The organism is Nonomuraea sp. NPDC004702, from assembly GCF_053601695.1.
On sequence record NZ_JBSGCE010000017.1, the window covers coordinates 102,245 to 124,003 of the forward strand.

Here is a 21,759-nt window from a genome sequence, read left to right on the forward strand (position 1 = left end):
GGAGTGACTGCTATCCGCGGGCGGCGCGGCGTACGAGCTCGTGCCAGACCTCGTCGACCCGGGCCTCCAGGTCGTCGAGGGAGCCCTCGTTGGGGATCACCAGGTCGGCGGCGGCCAGGCGGTCCTCCCGGCTCGCCTGGGCGGCGATGCGGGCCTTGGCGTCGGCCTCCGGCATGCCGCGGTGGTCGGCCAGGCGCCGGATCCGCACCTCGTCGGCCGCGTCGACCACGATCACCACGTCGTACATGGGGGCCAGCTTGTTCTCCACGAGCAGCGGCACGTCGTAGACCACGATCGCGTCGTCGGCCGCCTGGCCCTGCAACTCGGCCACCCGCTCCCCCACCAGCGGATGCACGATCGCGTTGAGCGCGGCCAGCCGGTCGGGGTCGGCGAAGACCACCGCGCCCAGCCGCTCCCGGTTCAGCGAGCCGTCGGGGCGCAGCACCCCTTCCCCGAACGCGGCCACCACCCGGGACAGCCCCACCGTGCCGGGCTCGACCACCTCTCGCGCGATCTTGTCGGCGTCGATGACGACGGCGCCCCTGGCCGACAGCCGCCTGGACACCTCGCTCTTGCCGGAGCCGATGCCGCCGGTCAGCCCAATCTTCAGCACCGGAAAAGACTACCCATCCCGGCGTACCCGGTCATCCCGCCGGCTCGCTCAGTACCCGCCGCGGCGCGGCGCGGCGGTCGGACGGCGGGAGGGGTTGGCCCGGCCCGTGGGCTTGAGGTCGCGCGCCGGCTGGTCGTGCCGGTGCGGAGAGCGGGCCTGCTGGTCGGACCTGGCCTGGGTGATCGTGGCGGGAAGTTTGATCTGCATACATTTCCTCCTTGGGGGGTGGGGGTCAGGCGCGGGTGAGCCAGGTGACCTGGGCGCCGTTGTCGAAGGACTCGCGCCTGGTCGGGGTGAACAGGGTGGGGCTGAACCGGCCGGAGAACATGGAGATGCCCGCCCCGGCCACCACGGGGTAGCGCTTGAGGATGATCTCGTCGATCTCCGGGAGCAGGGAGCCGGCGAGCTTGCCGCCGCCGCAGAGGTAGATGTCCATGCCGGTGTCCTCGGCCTTCAGCCGCCGGACGAGCTCGATCGGGTCGCCCTTCTCCACGTGCACCGTGGGGTCGTCGATCGTCAGCGTGCTGGAGACGACGTACTGGCGCAGGTGGGAGTACGGGCTGGTGGTGGGCACCTCCAGGGCCGGCTCGAAGGTGCCGCGGCCCATCACCAGGGTGTCGAACACCTTGTTGGGCACGCCCTCAAGGCCGACGAGCCTGCGGACGTGGGTGGGCAGCGTCTCGGGATAGCGGGTGTTGATCCAGTCGGCCATCTCGGCGGACACGGGGTAGAAGTCGAACTCGGCGCCGGGCCCGGCGATGTAGCCGTCGAGGGAGACGCCGATGTAGTAGACAAGCTTTCGCATTCGGAGCAACTCCTACTGTAGTACTATGACTGAAGTGGTTTGAACATAGTACTACGTCTGGAGTGGTGTCAAGTGCGGAAGAATCCCGAGCGGAGGCAGGCGCTGATCGACGCGGCCATCGAGGTGCTGGCCAGGGAGGGAGCCCGCGGGCTGACGTTCCGGGCCGTCGACGCCGAGGCGGCGGTGCCCCCCGGCACGGCCTCCAACTACTTCGCCAACCGCGACGACCTGTTCACCCAGGTCGGCGGACGCATCTACGAACGTTTGCTGCCCGACGAGGCCACGCTCGCCCGCGGCCAGGAGGGCGTGCAGGACGAGGCCCGCTACGCCGAGCTCATGCACGAGCTGGTGGACCGGGTCACCGCCTTCAACTCCGGCTACCTGGCCCTGCTCGAACTGCGGCTGGAGTCCACCCGGCGTCCTGAGCTGCGCGCCGTGCTCACCAAGCGCATCCGCGAGGACATCGACGCCAACATCGGCTACCACGCGACGTCGGGCCTGCCCGGCGACTCGACCTCGGTGGTCCTGCTCTACCTCGCCCTGAACTGGCTGATCGTCGAACGGCTGACTTTGCCGGACATCTTCAGCGAGCAGGAGGTCCGCCAGCTCGTGGACGCCGCCGTGCGGAGATCACTGCACGGCTGACAACGCGTTCACCGGGCCAGGAGCTTGCCGAAGGCGGTGTCGGGCGAGGCTGGGCCGAACTGGTCCGCGTGGCAGACCTGGGTGCCGGTGGCGAGGAACGCCGCCGGACGAGCCGCGCGGGACGGCGGGCCTGCCCGCGCGGCCGTTCTGGGCCGGGGCTCCTGCGACGACCTCGGCCTTGTCGTCGGCCGTGACGTCCAGGGCTCTGCCCGAAGCGGTCACCCGCCTGCGACTGCTCACCGATCGGGTCGGTGGCGCTCCCGTCGGGGGCCGTCATGGCGTCCTGGGTGATGAGACGGGCCGCGAGTCGAGCTCTTCGTCCCTGGAATCACCACAACCCCGCCCGCCCGGACGCCGTGGCGCCGGACAGGCCCCGAAGAAACGATCAGTCTGCGCTGCGGCGCAGGTGGATCAGGGTGAGGTGGTCGTCCATCCGCTCCCGCCGGGTCTCGCGGTAGCCGAGCCGCCGGTACAGCCGCAGGTTCCCCTCCGACAGATGCCCCGTGAACAGGTCGAACGCCCCCGCCTCCGGCACCTGCTCGTGCAGCGCCGTGAGCAGGGCCGTGCCGAGCCCCTGCCCCTGCCGGTCGGGCGCGACCACCAGCCGTCCGACCAGGCAGGTGGTACCGGCCACCTGCCCGCGCACTGCGGCGACGATCCGGCCGGCGTCCACGGCCTTGAGCACGACGCCCGTCTCGACGGCCTTGCGCACCTGCTCCAGCGACTCCACGAGCGGCGGGATGTAGGGGTCGCCGTAGAGCTGGGCCTCGCTCACGTACGCCGCCCGCTGCAGGGTGAGGATCTCGCCCGCGTCCGCCGCCACCGCCCGTTCGATCTTCACGCCAGCACCCTATCTGCTGCCTTCCCACCGCCACCGCCGACTTCCCCGCCCTCCGACCGCCCGCCGCCCGGCCTTGGACGGTCCTCCCGCGCTGCCGGCTAGGGAGCGTTGCCCGCCGTGAGCTCGCCCGGGCAGAACGTGCCCTGCTTCGGCAGGACGCCGTTGACCAGGTAGTCGTGCACCTTCGTACGCAGGCAGGCGGCGCGTAGCCTGCTCACGCCCTGCGCCAGGTACGCGCCCTGCCCGTCCCCGTGCCACAGGACCCTCGCCCCGGGGATCTGCCCGGCCGCCCTTGCCGCCCCGGAGGACGGCGTCTCGTTGTCCAGCCGTCCCACGCCGACCAGCACCGGGGGCACCTTGAGCCCGGCTGGCAACGGGTGCGGCGCCCAGGCCGGCGAACGCGCCGCACCCAGGCACCTGGCGACCTCCGCCCGCCCGCTCAGCCACCCCACCCGTGGGGCCGCCTTCCGCAGCCGCGCCTCCATCTGAAGGAACCGGCGATAACCGGGCGCCGCCAACCCGAAGTCATGACACCACCTGACCCCCTCCGCACTTGCCAGCCCCACCTCCCCCACCTCGGACGCCGCTCCCCCCACCACACCGGGAGCCGCCTCCCCAGGCTGCGACACCGCCCCCGCCGTCCCTGAAGCCGCCCGCGCATCGGACGCGACGCCTCCCCCCGCCACCCCAGAGGCCGCCCCAGGGGCCGCGGCACCAGGGGCCGCCGCTGCAGGAACTGCCGTGTCCGGGACTGCCGTGTCCGGGACCGCCGCTCCAGGAACTGCCGCTCCGCGTCGAGAGGTCGCCCCAGCCGGTCCCTGAGGTGTCGCCCCCGACCTCCCCGGCAGCGCCTCAGAGGGCCGGGTGCTGACCGGTGCGGGAGGCGTCTGCCCTGCGCCGAGGGGTGTTCCCGCCGTACCTGCGGGGGCCGCCTGTCCCGCGCCGAGGCGTGTTCCGGCCGTACCTGCGGGAGCGGCCTGCCCCGCGCCGGGGATTGCCCCCGCCGTACCGAGAGGCGTCTGTCCTGCGCCAGGGGTTGCCTCCGTCATGCCGGGAGGCACCTGTCCTGCGCTGAGGCGGGCTTCGGCCGTCCCTGCGGGGGGCGTCTGGCCCGGGCCGGGGGTGGCTGCCTTCGGGGCGGGAGGGGTCGGTTGTGGGGGCTCGGCGGGGAGCAGGGCGGCCAGGCCCGTGGCGTCGCCCGTTCGGGCTCTGGAGAGGGCCTGCGCGAGCGCCGGCCACCGTGCGGGCATGAGGCCCGCCCATACGGCGGCGGCGATCTCGTGCCCGCTGACCGTACGCTCGCCGCCACCGAGCCGCAGAGGCGCGCGCCTGACCAGACCGTCGAACACCCGGACGGCGTCGGCGCGGCCGAGCGGGCAGCCGGGACGGTTCCGGCACCAGTCGCGGAAGTACCCGAGCTGCCGCTCCTGGGCGCGGGCATGGGCGAGCAGCCGCCGTTCGAGCCCGGTCTCGGTGTGGTCGGGCAGCCCCTCCAGGTACATCCGCCCGGCCCGGCCGGGGAACAGCTCCAGGTACGCCTGCCCGTACACGCTCCCGTAGCCGTTGCCGAGGTAGCGCAGCCGCGACTCCCCCAGCGCGGCACGTACGGCATCGAGGTCGTGGGCGACCTGCCAGGACGTCAGCCCGGCGTAGGCGGGCCCGAGCGCGGCGCGGCAGGCCCGGTCGTGGACGGCGTTGTCCCGGGCGAACGCGCGCCAGGCCGTCCGTCCCTCGGCCACCTGCAGCCGGGCCGGGTCCGGCCGGGGTCGGGGGCACGCCCCCGCGTGCCCCCCATCCCCGGCCCCGCGCGCCTCGACCAGCACGACGTCGAACCATCTGGCCAGTTCGCCCACGGTGTCCGGCCGCGCCACGACCTCTCGGACGACCGACGCGGCCCCCGTGTTGACCACCAGCGCGCCGAGCCGCCGCAGCGGGTCCTGGGCGGGCATCATGGCGAGCCGGACGGCCACGCGGGCCTCGCGCGGCCTGGCCCAGTCGGCGGGGACGGGCAACGTGGAGCACCGCAGCCCACCGCCGCACTCGGACCAGACGAGCCTCTCCCGCCCAGGCGCCGGCCGCACCGCCCCGGCAACGCCCCGCTCCTCCTGCCCCGCCGCCCCGAGCTCAGACGCTCCGAGCCCCTGCCCTGCCGACCAGGCCGTCCCAAGATCAGACTCCGCCGACCCGGCCGTCCCGAGCTCCGACGCCGCCGATCCGGCCGCTCCGAACTCCGAGCCTGCCGCTCTGGTCGCCCCCACGTCCGCCCCAGCCGATCCGGCCGTGTCCTGCCTGGGCTTCTCCGGCCAGGCCGCCTCGGGTCGCGGCTCCGCGAGCTCGGTCACGTCGCGTTCCGGCCATGGGGTCGGCGAGGCGACCAGGCGCATCGCCTGCCCGACTCCCCCGCCTGCCGCCGGAACCAGGACGGTGACCGCCGCCACCACCGGGATCACGCGCCGAACCATACGCACCGCATCGCCCCCGAACGCTCGTACCTCCAGCCGCATGTCAGTTTCCCAGCGGCCGTCTTCGCAGGTAGAGAAGTCGTAAAAGGTGGATGGGTAAAATCTCGCGCCCGCTCGGCGATTCTCCGTGCCACCGAACCTCCGCCCCCTCACAGAACCCCGCTCGGGCCAGAGGAGGGAAAAGACAGATCGGCTGTAATCAGACCCTCAAGGGTTGCCCAGCCCACCCTGCGGCTCGGCCTCCCCTCCTTGAGGGAGGCGACGCGCCACATGCCAGGGTGGCACCAGCGCCTCCGCGTCGTTGCCGTCCGTACCTGGTCGGGAAACAGCGAGAAGGCAGACCCGGGCAGCGGGCGCTACGCCGCGAAAGCCGGCGACCGAGCGGGCAGCGTGTTCTTGAGCGCGGCCGTCATCCTTGGACGGGTTGCGTGATGCGCTCAAGCCATCGCCGCAGAAGGGCGGTCTCGGCCGGTTCCAGGGCCTCGGTCCCGGTGAGATCGAGTTGTGCGTGCAGGCGCAGCGCGGCGGCGTACAGCGGGTCGGCGTCGTTCTGAGCGGCCGGCCCGGTCAGGACGTGGGAGAACACGGCGTCTCGCATGCGGTGGGACAGCGCGGGGTCGTCGAACAGAGCCGGTCTGGCGATGTGGTCGAGGGCGGTGCCGACGTTCGCCGACAGGATCAGCCGAGCGGCGGTCTGCGGCTCGGCCTTCAACGCCCCCGCCGCCGCGCACCGCGTGAGCGCCGCCACCAGCAGGTCCATCACGCGATCTCGCGCCGTCGAGTGTGACCACGGCCGCGGAGTGAACATCAACTGGTAGAGGGCCGGCTTCGCCCGGGCGAAGGCCATGTGGCCGTCCCAGCCGGCGTGCAGGTCGGCGACCGGGTCGCCGGTCTGCTCCTGGGCGGCCTTGAGCGCGGCATATTGCTCGTAGCCGTGGTCGGCGACGGCGTCCAGCAACCCGCGCTTGTCACCGAACAACCGGTAAAGCACGGGCTGGCTCACGCCGACGGCCTCGCAGACCGCACGCGTGGCCACCTCATGGTCCAAGGACGACGCCAGCTGCCGCTCCGCGGCCTCGATCATCGCCGCGCGAAGCGCGTCCGTCTCTGCCATGCGATCGATGATAGCGCCAATCAATAGCGGCGATACGAAGTGTGCTACCGTCGATTCACGTAACGCCGATACGGGGAATCCGTATCACCGATAGAAACCAGGGAGTTTTCCATGAGTGACCAGCGTGTGGCCGTCGTCAGCGGCGGCTCCCGGGGAATCGGCAAGGCGATCGCGGTGGCGCTGGCGGCACGGGGCTGTGCGGTCGCAGTGGGCTTCCAAGGGTCGGCCTCCGCCGCGGCGCAGGTGGTCGAGGAGATCGCGGCATCCGGCGGCCGGGCGATCCCGGTCCAGGCCGACGTGGCCGACGAGGACGCCGTCGCGGAGATGTTCGAGGCGACCGAGAAGTCCTTCGGCGGGGTCGATGTGGTCGTCAACGCGGCGGGGCGGCTGTCGTTGTCCCCCATCGCCGACCTCGACCTCGACGAGCTGGACGCTCTGCACCGCACCAACATCCGCGGCGCGTTCGTGATGGCCCGGGAGGCCGCGCGCCGCATACGCGACGGTGGCGCGATCGTCAACCTGTCCACCTCCGTGGTCGGCCTGCAGTTCCCGGGCTACGGGGCGTACGCCGCCAGCAAGGGAGCCGTCGAGGCGATGACACTGGTGCTCGCCCGGGAACTGCGCGGGCGGAACATCACGGTCAACGCGGTCGCGCCCGGCCCGACCGCCACCGACCTGTTCCTCGACGGCAAGAGCGAGGCGACGATCCAGCAGCTCGCCAAGCAGCCGCCGCTGGAACGGCTCGGCACCCCCGAGGACATCGCCGAGGTCGTCGCCTTCCTGGCGAGCCCGGCCGGGCACTGGGTCAACGGCCAGGTCGTGCGCGCCAACGGCGGGATCATCTGATGGCCGCCGCGCGACAGGCCATCGTCGCCACCGGGACCTCCAGCGGGTTCGGCCGGCGAGCCGTTCCGGAGTGGCGGCGGGCGCGTGGCGGTCCGCGATTCGCCTCATGCCGACGCCGACGGTGTGCCCGGCTCGCGCCAGGGCCGGAGCCGTCAGGACGGTAGCGAGGTCGTCTCGATCGTCGCCGACCATATCCGACCGTATCCGCGCCGGGTTCTACCGCCGCGCCGGCAGCGCAGACCTCCGGCCAGCCGCGGCCTCACTCTGAATCTCCACACGAAAGGAAACCGACATGCCGTTCGCCAACCTCAAGGTTCCCGCCGACACCCTGACCCCCGAGTCCAAGAAGAAGCTCATCGACGCAGTCACCGACGCCTATGCCACCGTCTACGGAGAACGAGCTCGGGCCACCACCCTGGTCCTCCTGGAGGAGGTTCCGGACGGCGGCTGGGGTCTGGGTGGCAACATCCTCACCGCGGACATGCTCGGCCGCAGCTGACCCGTCCGGGGCACCGGGCCGCCCCCGGCCCGGTCCCACCGCCGAGCCTCACCCCGGCCCCCAGCGCAGAGACCGTGTGACCTGTCCCGAATCGCCCAACCAAGTCGCGGATGTACCCGCGCCATCCCGGACAGCAGGGCGAGCCACGGTGAGTGACCACACCTGGGGTCGGGTGGGCCGGAGGCCGCAGACCAAGCGGCCGCAGCTCAAGCGCGGAGGCCGCAGCTCAAGCGCGGAGGCCGCAGACCAAGCGCGGAGGCCGCAGACCAAGCGCGGAGGGCGCAGCTCAAGCGCGGAGGGCGTCGATCAGGGCGTCCACGGCGGCGAGCGCGACGGAGGTGTCGAGTCCTGCGCGGGAGACCAGGGACAGGCCCTGGACGGTGAACAGCAGGAGCTGCGCCTGGGCCTCGGGGGTGGCGGCCCGGGCGACCTCGCCGTCAGCCTGCGCGCGGCGCAGGGCGTCGGCGACGATCCGGGTGAAGCGGTCGTGCGAGCGGGCGACGATCTCGCGGGCCTCGGCATCCTGCGGAACCAGTTCGGCGGTGGTGTTGCCGATCATGCACCCTTGCGGAACGCCGGCCTCGGAGGCGTACTCCTGTGTCCGGGCCGGGTTGGCGAGCACCTCGCGCAGCGCCGGCAGCACCGGCCCGGACGCCAGCGCCGCGATCAGCTCACGCTCATAGGTGTCCCAGTACAGCTGGACCGCCGTCAGGTAGAACTGCCGTTTGTCGCCGAAGGCGCCGTACAGGCTGCCCCGCTCCAGATCCAGCGCTTCGACAAGATCCTGGATGGAGGTCTCTCCGTAACCCCGCGACCAGAACAGCAGCAGCGCGCGCTGCAGCGCCTGGTCCTTGTCGAATGCGCGAGGGCGTCCTGTCCGTGCCATGTGCCCAGGTTACGACTTTTTGACCGCTTGCACAAAAGTCTGTACGTTGAAGGCCGAGCGACTTATTGAACGGTCACATAGAAGTCGTCGGCGCTCGCACCGGCGGAGAGGCAGAACCCCATGGGCTTTCACAGCAAGACGGCGCTGATCACCGGATCGGGCGCCATCGGCGGGCTCGGGCACGCCACGGCGAAGGTTCTCGCCGCCGGCGGGGCGAACGTGATCATCACCGGCACCGACCCGGGCCGCGGCGCCCAGGTCGTGGACGACGTGCGGACCGGCGCGGCCGGCTCCGTACGCTTCATCGGCGCCGACCTGGCCGACCCGCAGGCGGTGCGGCGGCTGGCCGAGGAGGCCGGGGCGGTGGACATCCTCGTCAACAACGCCGGTGTCGTCCCGTTCAGCGCGACCGCCGACCAGGACCTCGCCGCCTACGACGCGGCCTTCTCGGTCAACGTGCGCGCGCCGTTCATCCTGGTCGCCCAGCTCGCACCGAAGATGGCCGCCGGCGGGGGCGGCAGCATCGTCAACGTCACCTCCACCGCCGCCGGTCTGGGCATGCCGCCGATGGCGGTCTACGGCGCCACCAAGGCAGCGCTGGAGTCCCTGACCCGCACCTGGGCCGCCGAGTTCGCCGCCTCCGGCGTACGCGTCAACGCCGTGGCGCCCGGCCCCATGACCACCTCCAAGGTGGTGGCGGTCATGGGACCGGACGTCGGCGGCATGGGCCTGACGACCGCGCTCAAGCGCGCCGCCGCCCCGGCCGAGGTCGCTCGCGTCATCGCCTTCATCGATGGCGACCAGGCCAGCTATGTGACCGGCGCCGTCGTGGCCGCCGACGGCGGACGCACCGCCATCTGACCCCGAACGCACCGGCCAGAGCCACGTCCGCAGTACGGGGCCGGCCCCTGGCGGGTGCCTCGCGATGGCGGGACGGCCCGTCATCATCACCACCACCATGCGTTATGCGCCAGTCAGGAGGATGACTTCATGGGGCGTCTTGCAGGAAAGCATGCACTGATCACCGGCGGGACGAGCGGCATCGGGCTGGAGACAGCCCGTCAGTTCCTCGCCGAGGGAGCGATTGTCGCGATCACCGGCCGCTCACGGGAACGGCTGGCCGAGACCGCCCGGCAGCTGGACGGCCCGCTGCTGCCCATCGTCAGCGACGCCGGCGACGTCCCCGGCCAGGCGGCGCTCGCGGCGCGGTTGCAGCAGGAATGGCCGAAGCTCGACATCGTGATGAGCAACGCCGCCGACGTCACCCATCTCCCGATCGAGCAATGGAGCGAGGAGGCGTTCGACACGCTCGTCGCCACCAATCTCAAGGGGCCGTTCTTCCTGGTCAGAGCTTTGCTTCCGCTCTTGTCACAGCAGGCCTCGGTCATTCTCGTCGGCTCGGTCTCCGCCTACGTCGGGCACGAGAACGCGGCAGTCTACGGTGCCGCCAAGGCGGGCCTGCTGTCCCTTTCCCGCGGGCTGACCTATGAGCTGAAGGACCGGGGCATCCGGGTCAACGGGCTGAGCCCGGGGCCGACCCTCACGGACGCGTTCAAGTCGCTGGGCCCCGAGCGACAGGCCGCCATCTACGACGAACTCCGGCGGACCGTGCCCCTGCATCGCATCGGCACCACCACCGAGGTGGCGAAGGCGGCCGTCTACCTGGCCTCCGACGAGTCCGCCTACACCGCCGGCACCGTCCTGCGCGTCGATGGCGGCATCGGGGAACTCGCCTACTGACCTCCATGTCAGCGGCCTGCCGACGGTCTTGGCTGCGCGGATCAGCGAACGTGTCGTCGTATCGCTGATCTTGCCTGAGGCGGCCACGACCTCCGCTCGGGCGCGGCCACACCCCTGCTCGCAGACCGGCGTCCGGTGCGAGTGGTCTCGGAGGACGACCACCTACTCACGGCACGGCACGGTGTGTCGATGTCGGAGTAGCGCCGTGCGGCACGAGCACCACCAGGCCGTCGCCGTCACGGCGGCCCAGCTCATGACCACCCCGGCGATCTCCCTACGGCAAGCCCCGCGCGAGGCCCGTCCCGGAGAAGGGCATGAAAAAGCCCCGCACGGAAACCCGTGCGGGGCCTTTCAAGGCTGAGCCTTAGCTCTGGCCGCCCGCGAGCTTCTCGCGGAGGGCTGCGAGCGCCTCGTCAGAGGCGAGCGCGCCGCTGGCCGGAGCCGACGACGAGCTGCCCGACGGAGGAGCGGTCTCGCCGCTGTAGGACGAGGGAGCGGCCTCGCCGGCCTCCGCCTCGGCCTTGCGGGCCTCCTCGATCTGCTTGCGGTGAGCCTCGAAGCGAGTCTGGGCCTCGGCGTACTGCCGCTCCCACTCCTCACGCTGCTTGTCGAAGCCCTCGAGCCACTCCCCGGTCTCCGGGTCGAAGCCCTCGGGGTAGATGTAGTTGCCCTGGTCGTCGTACGTGGCCGCCATGCCGTAGAGGGTCGGGTCGAACTCGACCTCGGTGCCGACACCCTCGTTGGCCTGCTTCAGCGAGAGGCTGATGCGACGACGGTCGAGGTCGATGTCGATGATCTTCACGAAGATCTCGTCGCCGACCTGGACGACCTGCTCCGGGATCTCCACGTGGCGCTCGGCCAGCTCGGAGATGTGGACCAGGCCCTCGATGCCCTCCTCGACCCGGACGAACGCACCGAACGGCACCAGCTTGGTGACGCGGCCCGGCACGACCTGGCCGATCTGGTGGGTACGGGCGAACTGCTGCCACGGGTCTTCCTGCGTGGCCTTGAGCGACAGGGAGACGCGCTCGCGCTCCATGTCGACGTCGAGGACCTCGACCGTGACCTCCTGGCCCACCTCGACGACCTCGGACGGGTGGTCGATGTGCTTCCAGGACAGCTCGGACACGTGGACCAGACCGTCGACCCCGCCGAGATCGACGAAGGCGCCGAAGTTGACGATCGAAGAGACGACGCCCTTGCGGACCTGGCCCTTCTGCAGGGTGTTGAGGAACGTCTGGCGAACCTCGGACTGCGTCTGCTCCAGCCAGGCGCGGCGGGAGAGAACCACGTTGTTGCGGTTCTTGTCGAGTTCGATGATCTTCGCCTCGAGCTCGCGGCCGACGTACGGCTGCAGGTCGCGGACCCGTCGCATCTCGACCAGGGAGGCGGGGAGGAAGCCGCGCAGGCCGATGTCGAGGATGAGACCACCCTTGACGACCTCGATGACGGTACCGGTGACGATGCCGTCCTCGTCCTTGATCTTCTCGATCGTGCCCCAGGCGCGCTCGTACTGGGCGCGCTTCTTGGACAGGATCAGGCGGCCCTCTTTGTCCTCCTTCTGGAGAACCAGGGCTTCGACGTGCTCCCCGACCTCCACGACGTCAGCAGGGTCGACATCGTGCTTGATCGAAAGCTCGCGCGAGGGGATGACACCCTCGGTCTTGTAGCCGATATCGAGAAGGACCTCGTCTCGATCGACCTTGACGACGGTGCCCTCGACGATGTCGCCGTCGTTGAAGTATTTGATGGTCTCGTCGATCGCTGCGAGGAAGGCTTCCTCGGACCCGATGTCGTTGACCGCTACCTGCGGGGTGCTCGAGGTGGCCTCAGTGCTGGACGTCATGTGTGGAATTGCTCCGAACGCGGACAGGATGTCGATGTGGCGGATGCGCGGCAGGCCCTCTTCCGCATCAAGCCGAGGAATTACGACATCGACGTGACCGAGCGCGAGCCCGCTCCGTCTGAGGCGCGCGCGAGCCCACAGCGCAGCGATCAGCATATGAGACCTTGGCCACGGGGTCAATCCGGAGGCACATCAGTACCCGATGATCTGGGACTCCCGCTTGGGGTTGATATTACCCCGTAGTCTGCGCGGGACGGAGATCCGCGTGGGATCGCCGTCCGAGACGTAGCGCTCGCCAGGGTGCTTGTTCAGCCACTCCAGCCAGTACTGCGAGCACCACTTGCGGCACTCTCCCCGCTTGCCGTTGCTCTGGATCCGCTGGATCGCCCCACGGTCGAAGTTTTTCGCGAAGGGCGAAAGCGACGGCTGGGCCCCGGCGAGGAACACGCCCGCGAAATCATAGCGGGTCCCGTCCCAGGAGCCGGTACGGGCGAGCTTCTTGGGCCGCGGCAGCGACCCGTACGGCAGGGCCAGGGTCTTGTCCGGCGGCGCCCCCAGCTTCTTCAGCAGGCGCTCCAGCCGGACGATCTGCTCGCGCACCTTCTTCTTGCCCAGCCGCCGCAGGTCCGGGTGGGACCAGGTGTGGTTGGCGACCTCGAAGCCGTGATCGACCAGCCACCGCACCGCGGCCGCCTGCCGCTCCTGGTCGCGCAGCCCGAACGGCTCACGGTTGATCCAGAACGTCGCGGCCGGCCGGAACGAGGGGTAACGGGCGGCCACGTCGAGGATCACGCCGACGGCGGTGTCGGGCTCGGGGTTGCCCGCGTCGTCGAGCGCGAAGTGGCTCGGGTGACCGTCGTCGAACGTCAGCACGACCGGGAACCGCCCGGCCGGCACCCGGATGTCGCCGGTGGCGAACTCCCTGGCCGTGATGGGCACGTAGCCCTGCTTGGCCAGTTTCTCCAGCTCCTGCCTGAGCTGGGCGGGGGTGCGGTCGATGGAGGCCACGCGCTTGCGCAGGATCCGGTGGTACATGATGACCGGCACCAGGCCCGCCTCGTTGGCGCGCACCTGCCGGGCGAACTCGGGGGTGGCGACCACGCCGGGCGGCTGGGAGGTGTCCTGCGGCTGCCCCTGCGGGGGTGAGACGGGGGCGATCACGCCGACCCGGGCCGACGCCTGGGTAGTAGGAGTCTCACCGTCAGGTAAGAGGCTCAGCCCGACGACGGCCACGGTCACCACGGCCACGTTCGCGATTGCGATGATCCGCGTGAAGGACGCTGGTACCCGCACAAATCTCCCGACATCTCGGCCAAACTGTCATCAGCGTAGACGAGAAGCCCCGGAGACGGCGGGGCCACGCCGTTCGCGATATGTCGGACTGCCCCGCCGTGTCGGGATAAACATCATCAGTGGCCGGCGTCCTGCCACGTACGCCCGACGCCCACCGAGACCTCCAGCGGAACGCGCAGGTGGTAGGCGGCGTTCATCTGGTCGCACACGAGCTGCCGCAGCGTCTCCAGCTCGCCCGGCGCGACCTCGAACACCAGCTCGTCGTGGACCTGCAGCAACATCCGCGAGGCCAGCCCCTCCTCGGCGATGGCCTGGTGGACGTGGAGCATGGCGACCTTGATGATGTCGGCCGCCGAGCCCTGGATGGGGGCGTTGAGCGCCATGCGCTCGGCCATCTCCCTGCGCTGGCGGTTGTCGCTGGTCAGGTCGGGCAGGTAGCGGCGGCGGCCCATGATCGTCTCGGTGTAGCCGTCGGTGCGCGCCTGGGCCACGATGGCCTGCAGGAAGTCGCGCACGCCGCCGAACTCGGTGAAGTACTCCTCCTTCAGCGCCCGCGCCTCCGAGACCGGGATGTTGAGCTGCCCGGACAGGCCGAAGTCGGACAGGCCGTAGGCCAGGCCGTAGTTCATCGCCTTGATGCGCGCCCGCAGCTCGCTGTCGATCTGCTCGGGCGGCAGGTCGAACACCCGGGCCGCGGTGGCCTGGTGGAAGTCGTGGCCGGACTCGAAGGCCTCGATCAGCGACTCGTCGCCCGACAGGTGGGCCATGATGCGCAGTTCGATCTGGCTGTAGTCGGCCGTCAGCAGCCGCTCGTAGCCCTCGCCGACCACGAAGCCCTGCCGGATGCGGCGGCCCTCGGCGGTGCGGATCGGGATGTTCTGCAGGTTGGGCTTCTCCGACGACAGGCGGCCGGTGGCGGCGATGATCTGGTTGAACGTGGTGTGGATGCGCCCGTCGTCGCCGACCTCCTTGATCAGGCCCTCGACCGTGGTGCGCAGCTTCTGCTGGTCGCGGTGGCGCAGCATGATCGTCGGCAGCTCGTGCTCGGTCTGGGTGGCGAGCCAGGCGAGCTGGTCGGCGTCGGTGCTGTAGCCGGTCTTGATCTTCTTGGTCTTCGGCAGGTTGAGCCGGGTGAACAGGATCTCCTGGAGCTGCTTGGGCGAGCCCAGGTTGAACTGCTCGCCGACGGAGCGGTGGGCCTCCTCCACGGCGTGCTTGACCGCGGCGCCGAACTCGGCCTCCAGGCCCGCGAAGTACTGGCTGTCGACGGCGATGCCGGCCCGCTCCATCTCGGCCAGCACCGACAGCAGCGGCAGCTCGACGTCGGCCAGGAGCTGGGTGCCGCCGCGGCCGGCCAGGAAGCCCTCAAGGGAGTCGGCCAGCTCGCGCACGGCGTGGGCGCGCAGCGCGAGGTCTTTGGCCGGCGCGTCCTCGTCGTCGCCGAACAGGGCGGCCTGGCCGCCGGACTCCTCCTCGGCCCGCAGGTCGCGGTGGAGGTAGCGCCTGGCCAGGTCCTCCAGCGCGAACGTGCGCTGGCCCGGCATGGCGAGGTAGGCGGCCAGCGCGGTGTCGCAGCTCAGACCGCGCAGCTCCATGCCCTGGGCCCACAGCGCCAGGATCGGGCCCTTGGCGTCGTGGACGGCCTTGGGCCTGCTCTCGTCGCCCAGCCAGGCCCGCAGCGCCGCCTCGTCGGCCTCGGTGAGCTTGACGGGGTCGATGTGGGCGGCGGTGCCGTCGGGCGAGGCGACGGCGATGCCGTCGATGCGGCCCGAGCCGCTGCCGTAGGAGCCCTTGAAGGCCAGCCCGGCGCGGCCCTGCGGGAGCGCCGCCAGCCAGCCGGCCACCCGGTCGGGGCCGAGGATGACGGTTTCGACCTCGAAGCCCTGCTCGGGCTCCGCCTCGCCGGTGCCGAGCACCTTGAAGACGCGCTCGCGCAGCTCGCCGCGGATCTGCAGGGTGTCGAACAGCTTGTTGATCTCCTCGCGCTCCCACGCGCCCTGGGTGAGGTCGCCGAGCTCGACGTCGAGCGGCACGTCGCGCAGCAGCTCGGTCAGGCGGCGGTTCATCAGCACCTGGGCGACGTGCTCGCGCAGCTTGTCGCCGACCTTGCCCTTGACCTCGTCGACGCGGTCGACCAGCGCGGTGAGGGAGCCGAACTCGCGCACCCACTTGGCCGCGGTCTTCTCGCCGACGCTGGGGATGGACAGCAGGTTGTCGCTGGGGTCGCCGCGCAGGGCGGCGAAGTCGGGGTACTGGGCCGGGGTCAGGCCGTACTTCTCCTCGACCGCCTCGGGGGTGAACCGGGTCATGTCGCTGATGCCGCGGCGCGTCATCAGCACGGTGACGTGCTCGTCGACGAGCTGCAGGGCGTCGCGGTCGCCGGTGACGATCAGGACGTTCATCCCGTCGCCGGCCGCGCGGGTGGCCAGGGTGGCGATGAGGTCGTCGGCCTCGAAGCCCGCCTTGGACAGATGCGGGATGCGCAGCGTGTCGAGCAGCTCGTAGATGAGCTGCATCTGGCCGCGGAAGTCTTCGGGCGTCTCGCTCCGGTTGGCCTTGTAGTCGGAGTACTCCTCGTGGCGGAAGGTCGGCTCCGACCGGTCGAAGGCCACCGCCACATGGGTCGGCTGCTCGTCGCGCAAAATGTTCGTCAGCATCGAGGTGAACCCGTAGACCGCCTCGGTGTGCTGACCGTCGGTGGTCATGAGGTTGGCGTCTTTGAGCGCGTAGAAGGCGCGGTAGGCCAGGGAATGCCCGTCAAGCAGCAACAGGCACGGGCGGCTGGGGGTCACTTCACTCTTCGGCACGTACGCAGCCTAGTCTGCGTCAACGACAGAAAACCCGAGCTCGGAAGAGTGGAGACATCCCCTTGACGCAGACCGATCCGCTGGACTTCTCCGCGTACGGCGCGGTGCACGAGGGCACGCTGGCCCACCGCATGGGCATCGAGTTCATCGAGGCCGGGCCCGAGCGCGTCGTCGGCAGGATGCCGGTCGAGGGCAACACCCAGCCCTACGGCCTGCTGCACGGCGGCGCGTCGGCGGTGCTGGCCGAGACGCTGGGCTCGGTGGCCGCGGCGATCCACGCCGGCCCCGGCCGCATCGCCGTCGGCATCGAGATCAACGCCACCCACCACCGCTCAGCGACCTCCGGCTACGTGACCGGGGTCGCGACACGGTTGCACGGCGGACGCACTTTGGCGACGTACGACATCGAGATCACCGACGAGGGGGGACGGCGGGTGTGCACCTCCAGACTGACGTGCATGCTGCGCGACCAGCGCCCCTGACGTCACTTTGACCGAACCTTTGCGCAGCGGCCCCATCGATCGCTACGGTTGTCCGAACAGAGCCCGCGGGGAGGCCCGGTAGATAACGTGTGCGGCCGGGGAAGCCCTACATGGCCCCAAAGGCCGCTCCGCGGGCTCGTCCACGTTTTCTCCCCATCGTTACCGTTTCGTTTTCGGCGTGGGCCAGGCGTCTTCCCTCATTTAGCCCCTGACCTGCCGCGTTGTTTGCTCACATGTGTGGCACACGCATGTCACTAATTGGTGACGAACCATACTGAAACGGGCGTCTGCGGAATAAGCTCCCGCCATTGCATCCCAGTTGTGCCTGCGATGCGCGCGTGTCGAGATGGAGGGGTACAACCCCGCCTTGACCTATTTGAGGGAGCACCATTGCGCAGAGCCGTGATCGCGTTCACGGCCTTCCTGGGTGGACTCATCTTCCTGCTGGCCAGTCCCGCGCAGGCGGGGCCGGCCGGATGCCAGGGTTTGAAGGGGACGCTCAAACTCCAAGGCCAGCCAGTGAACGGCGTCAAAATCGCCGTGACCACCGAGGGCGGACAACCCGTCAAGGAGGTCACAACAAACGCACAGGGCACGTGGGAAGTTCCTACCGACAAGGGCAAGTTCAAGGTCACCCTTGACCCGAACTCCCTTCCGAAGAACGCCGAGGTGCGCGGCGGCAGCAACGTGCGCACGCCGACCGTCTTCGAGGGCAACTGCTCGACCGTGCTGTTCGCGTTGCAGGCCAAGGGTGTCGCCGGGCAGCCGCAGGGAGACGACGACAGCGGGGAGAGCAGCGTCTGGGACACCGCGGCGCAGCTCGCCTTCGAGGGGCTCAACCTCGGTCTCATCATCGCCCTGGCCGCGCTCGGCCTGTCGCTGATCTACGGCACGACCGGCCTGACCAACTTCGCCCACGGCGAGCTGGTCACGCTCGGCGCGGTGCTGGCCTACATGTTCAACGTCGGCTTCGGCCTCCATCTCATACCCGCCGCGGTGCTCGCCGTGGCGCTGGGCGGCGCGTTCGGCTACGCCCAGGACCGCCTCTTCTGGGGCCAGCTGCGCAGGCGCGGCACCGGCATCGTCGCCATGATGATCGTCTCCATCGGCGTCGCGCTGGTCATGCGCTACGTCATGCTGATCTTCTTCGGCGGCCAGAACGAGGCCTACGCCCAGTACACGGCCCAGCCGGGCATCGAGGTCGGGCCGATCTCCGCGGCGCCCAAGAACTTCGTGGCGATGGGCATCGAGCTGGCCGTGCTGCTCCTGGTCGGCTTCGCGCTGCTGCGCACCCGGACCGGCAAGGCGGCCAGGGCCGTGTCGGACAACCCCGCGCTCGCGGCCTCGTCCGGCATCAACGTCGACCGGGTCATCCGGATCATCTGGACCCTGGGCGGCGCCATCGCGGCGCTGGCCGGCATCATGCTCGGGCTCTCCCAGAACCTGAAGTACACGATGGGCCAGGACATCCTGCTGCTCATCTTCGCCGGCGTCACGCTCGGCGGGCTCGGCACCGCCTTCGGCGCGCTGGTCGGCTCGCTGGTGGTCGGCCTGTTCATCCAGGTCTCCACCCTGTGGGTGCCGCCGGAGCTCAAGAGCGTCGGCGCGCTGGTCGTGCTCATCATCGTGCTCCTCGTCCGGCCCCAGGGCATCCTGGGCCGCCGCGAGCGAATCGGCTGATCGGGGGAGGATCAGAATGGACTGGATCACGATCATCAGCACGACGCTGAAGTCCGCGGTCGGCGTCGAGACCGTGCTGTACGCGCTCGCCGCGATCGGCATCAACATCCAATTCGGCTACACCGGCCTGCTCAACTTCGGCCAGGCGGCGTTCATGGGCGTGGCCGGCTACGGCCTGGCCGTCACCGTCACCGTCATGGGCCTGCCGTTCTGGGTCGGCATCATCGTCGGCCTGCTCGCCGCGGTGCTCCTGGCGATCCTGCTCGGCATCCCGACCCTCCAGCTGCGCGCCGACTACCTGGCCATCGTGACCATCGCGGCGGCCGAGATCGTCCGGCTGGTGTTCCGCTCGGTGGCCTTCAAGAGCGTCTTCGGCGGCTCGGACGGCCAGCGCGGCTTCTCCGACGGCTTCTACGCGCTCAACCCCTACCCCGAGGGCCAGTACGGCTTCAACCTCGGCTCCATCCCGCTGTTCTTCAACCACCGGGTGCTGTGGGTGCTGACCGTCGGCTGGGTGCTCATCGCCCTGTGCTGCGGGCTGGTCTACCTGCTGATGAAGAGCCCCTGGGGCCGCGTGCTCAAGGCCATCCGCGAGGACGAGGACGCCGTGCGCAGCCTCGGCAAGAACGTCTTCTCCTACAAGATGCAGTCGCTCATCCTGGGCGGCGTCGTGGGCTGCCTGGGCGGCTTCATCTACGGCCTGGCCTACGCCTCCGTCCAGCCCGACATCTTCGGCACCGAGACGACGTTCTACGCGTACACGATGGTCATCCTCGGCGGCGCCGCCCGCGTGCTCGGCCCCGTCGTGGGCGCGTCGATCTTCTGGGTGCTGCTCGTCCTGATCTACGGCGTGCTGTCCGAGGCCGTCGGCGCCGGGATCATCACCTTCATGGACACGAACCAGGTGGGCGCCGTCCGCTGGATCCTGGTCGGCCTGGGTCTCGTCCTGTTGCTCATCTTCCGGCCACAGGGCATCTTCGGCGACAAGAGGGAGATAGCAATCAATGCACGCTGAAACCACGGCCACCGAGCGCAAGGCCGCGGCGCTGGCCGCCTTCAAGGACCTGGCCCGCGACCCGGGCGTGCCGAAGCCGGACCCGATCCTCACCGTCGACAACGTCGTGCGCCGCTTCGGCGGCCTGACCGCGGTCGAGGTCGCCCACGTCGAGATCCAGCGGGGTTCCATCACCGCGCTGATCGGCCCCAACGGCGCCGGCAAGACGACCTTCTTCAACCAGCTCACCGGCTTCGACACCGCCGACTCCGGCTCGTGGACGTTCAACGGGCGCAGCATGAGCGGGGTGCCGGCCCACAAGGTCGCCCGCGCCGGCATGGTGCGCACCTTCCAGCTCACCAAGGCGCTGTCCCGCCTGACCGTCATGGAGAACATGCGCCTGGGCGCCCAGCGGCAGAAGGGCGAGACGTTCTGGCGGGCGCTCATCCCGTCGATGTGGCGCGGCCAGGAGGACGAGATCACCGTCCGCGCCGAGGAGCTCCTCGAACGCTTCAAGCTGGGCGCCAAGCGGGACGACTTCGCCGGCTCGTTGTCCGGCGGCCAGCGCAAGCTGCTGGAGATGGCCCGCGCGCTCATGGTCCAGCCGGAGCTGGTCATGCTGGACGAGCCCATGGCGGGCGTGAACCCGGCCCTGACCCAGTCGCTGCTCGGCCACGTCAAGGACCTGCGCGAGCAGGGCATGACGGTGCTGTTCGTCGAGCACGACATGGACATGGTCCGCGACATCAGCGACTGGGTGATCGTCATGGCGCAGGGCGCCGTGATCGCCGAGGGCCCGCCCGACACGATCATGTCGGACGAGCGCGTGATCGACGCCTACCTCGGCGCCCACCACGACGCCCCGCTCTCGGACACCGAGCTGGAGTCGCAGCTCCACGAGGCCGAGGCGGCCCTGGAGGCCGAGATCGAAGAGGAGACGCAGAAGTGAGCGACGCCCCCGAGGCCGCCCCCGAGTCGCAGGCGGCCGTCACCGACCGCACCGCGCACCTGGAAGGCGCCGAAGACGCCGTGCTGCGGTGCGACGAGCTGATCGCCGGCTACCTGCCGGGCGTCAACATCCTCAACGGCTCCGACCTCTACGTCAAAGAGGGCGAGCTGATCGGCATCATCGGCCCCAACGGCGCCGGCAAGTCGACGCTGCTGAAGGCCATGTTCGGGCTGGTCAACATCCGCAGCGGCACGGTGCTGCTCAAGGGTGAGAACATCACGAACATGAAGGCGCACTCGCTGGTCTCCCGCGGCGTCGGCTACGTGCCGCAGACCAACAACGTCTTCCCCAGCCTCACCATCGAGGAGAACCTGGAGATGGGCGCCTTCCAGGTGCCCGGCAAGTTCAAGGAGCGCTTCGAGTTCGTCGCCGAGCTCTTCCCGGCGCTCAAGGAGCGCCGCAAGCAGCGCGCGGGCTCCCTGTCCGGCGGTGAGCGGCAGATGGTGGCCATGGCCAGGGCGCTCATGACCGAGCCGTCGGTGCTGCTGCTGGACGAGCCGTCGGCGGGCCTGTCGCCCAAGCTCCAGGACCTGGTCTTCATCCAGGCCCAGCAGATCAACAAGGCGGGCGTGACGGTGATCATGGTGGAGCAGAACGCCCGCCGCTGCCTGCAGATCTGCCACCGCGGCTACGTGCTCGACCAGGGCCGCAACGCCTACACCGGCACCGGCAGGCAGCTCGCCAACGACCCCAAGGTCATCGAGCTGTACCTGGGCACGCTGGCCAAGGCGTAACCGGATCGAACGGAGAAGGGGCTCCCCCGGGGCCCCTTCTCCGTTTTTTAATGAACGCTGTGAAACGAATGCTGACAGTGGCGCTCGTCCTGCCCGTCCTGCTCGTCGGCTGCCAGGAGGACGCCTCCTCGGCGCAGCGGTACAGCACCGGCGGCGACCCGACCGACAGCCCGTGCGCGCGCGTGGTCTCGGCCATCGGCTACGCCGACCTGATGCTGAGACCGAAGGGCCAGGAGGAGCAGCAGTACTTCGAGGACGCCGTCATCGGCCGGCTGGCCGAGCTGCGCGGCATCACGCTCCAGTTCGGCGACCGGCTGCCGGCCTCGCTGCACGCCGCCGTCCAGAGCGTCGAGACGGCCACCGCGGGCCTGTCCAGGAACGACGTGCCGCACGCGCGGCAGGTCGCGCTGCTGCGGCAGTACCGGGCCGCCGCCGAGCAGATCGTGGCCGGCTGCGCATGACG

Annotated in this window: 21 protein-coding genes; 11 read left to right on the plus strand and 10 right to left on the minus strand. The window is 70.2% G+C overall.

The window, feature by feature from the left end; all coding sequences use genetic code 11:
* Positions 1 to 10: 10 nt before the first annotated feature.
* The 3 genes from coaE to ACWEJ6_RS22485 are packed head-to-tail and all read right to left on the minus strand — an operon-like array spanning position 11 to position 1,418.
* Positions 11 to 613 (minus strand): dephospho-CoA kinase, encoded by a 603-nt coding sequence (gene coaE, locus ACWEJ6_RS22475; RefSeq protein ID WP_364331190.1) that lies wholly within the window; start codon positions 611 to 613, stop codon positions 11 to 13.
* Between the two features lie 48 nt (positions 614 to 661).
* Positions 662 to 820, minus strand: a complete 159-nt coding sequence (locus tag ACWEJ6_RS22480; protein WP_387666619.1) for a hypothetical protein — start codon at positions 818 to 820, stop codon at positions 662 to 664.
* Positions 821 to 845: 25 nt separating this feature from the next.
* Entirely contained in the window at positions 846 to 1,418 is a 573-nt protein-coding gene (locus tag ACWEJ6_RS22485; RefSeq protein WP_387666616.1) for a dihydrofolate reductase family protein, read from the minus strand.
* 72 nt (positions 1,419 to 1,490) lie between these two features.
* On the opposite strand from ACWEJ6_RS22485, the gene ACWEJ6_RS22490 reads away from it, so the two are divergent.
* Positions 1,491 to 2,063 carry a TetR/AcrR family transcriptional regulator gene (locus tag ACWEJ6_RS22490; protein WP_452425910.1) on the plus strand — a complete coding sequence of 191 codons (573 nt, stop codon included), beginning with the start codon at positions 1,491 to 1,493 and terminating at the stop codon, positions 2,061 to 2,063.
* Between the two features lie 385 nt (positions 2,064 to 2,448).
* Here ACWEJ6_RS22490 and ACWEJ6_RS22495 read toward each other — a convergent pair whose 3' ends face one another.
* From ACWEJ6_RS22495 to ACWEJ6_RS22505, 3 genes are all read right to left on the minus strand, one after another.
* Positions 2,449 to 2,904, minus strand: coding sequence for a GNAT family N-acetyltransferase (locus tag ACWEJ6_RS22495; protein ID WP_452425912.1), 456 nt, complete (start codon positions 2,902 to 2,904; stop codon positions 2,449 to 2,451).
* Between the two features lie 98 nt (positions 2,905 to 3,002).
* On the minus strand, positions 3,003 to 5,354 hold the full coding sequence (locus tag ACWEJ6_RS22500) for an alpha/beta hydrolase (protein ID WP_452425914.1): 2,352 nt from the start codon (positions 5,352 to 5,354) through the stop codon (positions 3,003 to 3,005).
* Between the two features lie 421 nt (positions 5,355 to 5,775).
* Positions 5,776 to 6,480, minus strand: a complete 705-nt coding sequence (locus ACWEJ6_RS22505; protein WP_387666605.1) for a TetR/AcrR family transcriptional regulator — start codon at positions 6,478 to 6,480, stop codon at positions 5,776 to 5,778.
* A 111-nt stretch (positions 6,481 to 6,591) separates the two neighbouring features.
* Between ACWEJ6_RS22505 and ACWEJ6_RS22510 the strand changes: the two genes are divergently transcribed.
* On the plus strand, positions 6,592 to 7,326 hold the full coding sequence (locus tag ACWEJ6_RS22510) for an SDR family oxidoreductase (RefSeq protein WP_452425916.1): 735 nt from the start codon (positions 6,592 to 6,594) through the stop codon (positions 7,324 to 7,326).
* A gap of 292 nt (positions 7,327 to 7,618) precedes the next feature.
* Positions 7,619 to 7,825, plus strand: a complete 207-nt coding sequence (locus ACWEJ6_RS22515; RefSeq protein WP_358293814.1) for a 4-oxalocrotonate tautomerase family protein — start codon at positions 7,619 to 7,621, stop codon at positions 7,823 to 7,825.
* Between the two features lie 286 nt (positions 7,826 to 8,111).
* On the opposite strand, the gene ACWEJ6_RS22520 is transcribed toward ACWEJ6_RS22515, so the two are convergent.
* Positions 8,112 to 8,711, minus strand: a complete 600-nt coding sequence (locus ACWEJ6_RS22520; RefSeq protein ID WP_452425918.1) for a TetR/AcrR family transcriptional regulator — start codon at positions 8,709 to 8,711, stop codon at positions 8,112 to 8,114.
* Positions 8,712 to 8,831: 120 nt separating this feature from the next.
* On the opposite strand from ACWEJ6_RS22520, the gene ACWEJ6_RS22525 reads away from it, so the two are divergent.
* Both ACWEJ6_RS22525 and ACWEJ6_RS22530 read left to right on the plus strand, forming a co-directional pair.
* Positions 8,832 to 9,572 carry an SDR family NAD(P)-dependent oxidoreductase gene (locus ACWEJ6_RS22525; protein WP_452425921.1) on the plus strand — a complete coding sequence of 247 codons (741 nt, stop codon included), beginning with the start codon at positions 8,832 to 8,834 and terminating at the stop codon, positions 9,570 to 9,572.
* 129 nt (positions 9,573 to 9,701) lie between these two features.
* The gene (locus tag ACWEJ6_RS22530) at positions 9,702 to 10,451 is read left to right on the plus strand and encodes an SDR family oxidoreductase (RefSeq protein ID WP_358293819.1); all 750 of its coding nucleotides are present in this window, start codon (positions 9,702 to 9,704) and stop codon (positions 10,449 to 10,451) included.
* A 364-nt stretch (positions 10,452 to 10,815) separates the two neighbouring features.
* Here ACWEJ6_RS22530 and rpsA read toward each other — a convergent pair whose 3' ends face one another.
* The 3 genes from rpsA to polA all read right to left on the minus strand — a co-directional run bounded on the left by rpsA (position 10,816) and on the right by polA (position 16,397).
* On the minus strand, positions 10,816 to 12,297 hold the full coding sequence (rpsA, locus tag ACWEJ6_RS22535) for a 30S ribosomal protein S1 (protein ID WP_352358288.1): 1,482 nt from the start codon (positions 12,295 to 12,297) through the stop codon (positions 10,816 to 10,818).
* 192 nt (positions 12,298 to 12,489) lie between these two features.
* Positions 12,490 to 13,545 (minus strand): polysaccharide deacetylase family protein, encoded by a 1,056-nt coding sequence (locus ACWEJ6_RS22540; protein ID WP_452425923.1) that lies wholly within the window; start codon positions 13,543 to 13,545, stop codon positions 12,490 to 12,492.
* A 161-nt stretch (positions 13,546 to 13,706) separates the two neighbouring features.
* Positions 13,707 to 16,397 (minus strand): DNA polymerase I, encoded by a 2,691-nt coding sequence (gene polA, locus ACWEJ6_RS22545; RefSeq protein WP_387666587.1) that lies wholly within the window; start codon positions 16,395 to 16,397, stop codon positions 13,707 to 13,709.
* A 131-nt stretch (positions 16,398 to 16,528) separates the two neighbouring features.
* Here polA and ACWEJ6_RS22550 point away from each other — a divergent pair, with 131 nt between their 5' ends.
* From ACWEJ6_RS22550 to ACWEJ6_RS22575, 6 genes are all read left to right on the plus strand, one after another.
* On the plus strand, positions 16,529 to 16,879 hold the full coding sequence (locus ACWEJ6_RS22550; RefSeq protein WP_452425974.1) for a PaaI family thioesterase: 351 nt from the start codon (positions 16,529 to 16,531) through the stop codon (positions 16,877 to 16,879).
* 519 nt (positions 16,880 to 17,398) lie between these two features.
* Positions 17,399 to 18,559, plus strand: coding sequence for a branched-chain amino acid ABC transporter permease (locus ACWEJ6_RS22555; protein WP_452425926.1), 1,161 nt, complete (start codon positions 17,399 to 17,401; stop codon positions 18,557 to 18,559).
* A gap of 16 nt (positions 18,560 to 18,575) precedes the next feature.
* The gene (locus ACWEJ6_RS22560) at positions 18,576 to 19,574 is read left to right on the plus strand and encodes a branched-chain amino acid ABC transporter permease (RefSeq protein WP_364390627.1); all 999 of its coding nucleotides are present in this window, start codon (positions 18,576 to 18,578) and stop codon (positions 19,572 to 19,574) included.
* Positions 19,564 to 20,502: an ABC transporter ATP-binding protein gene (locus tag ACWEJ6_RS22565; protein ID WP_358293827.1), complete on the plus strand. Its 939-nt coding sequence runs from the start codon at positions 19,564 to 19,566 to the stop codon at positions 20,500 to 20,502. The genes ACWEJ6_RS22560 and ACWEJ6_RS22565 overlap by 11 nt, the downstream gene beginning before the upstream one ends.
* The gene (locus ACWEJ6_RS22570; protein ID WP_352331023.1) at positions 20,499 to 21,296 is read left to right on the plus strand and encodes an ABC transporter ATP-binding protein; all 798 of its coding nucleotides are present in this window, start codon (positions 20,499 to 20,501) and stop codon (positions 21,294 to 21,296) included. The genes ACWEJ6_RS22565 and ACWEJ6_RS22570 overlap by 4 nt, the downstream gene beginning before the upstream one ends.
* 59 nt (positions 21,297 to 21,355) lie before the next feature.
* A complete protein-coding gene (locus tag ACWEJ6_RS22575; protein ID WP_352358300.1) occupies positions 21,356 to 21,757 on the plus strand; it encodes a hypothetical protein in 402 nt (133 codons plus the stop codon).
* The last annotated feature ends 2 nt before the right edge of the window (positions 21,758 to 21,759 follow it).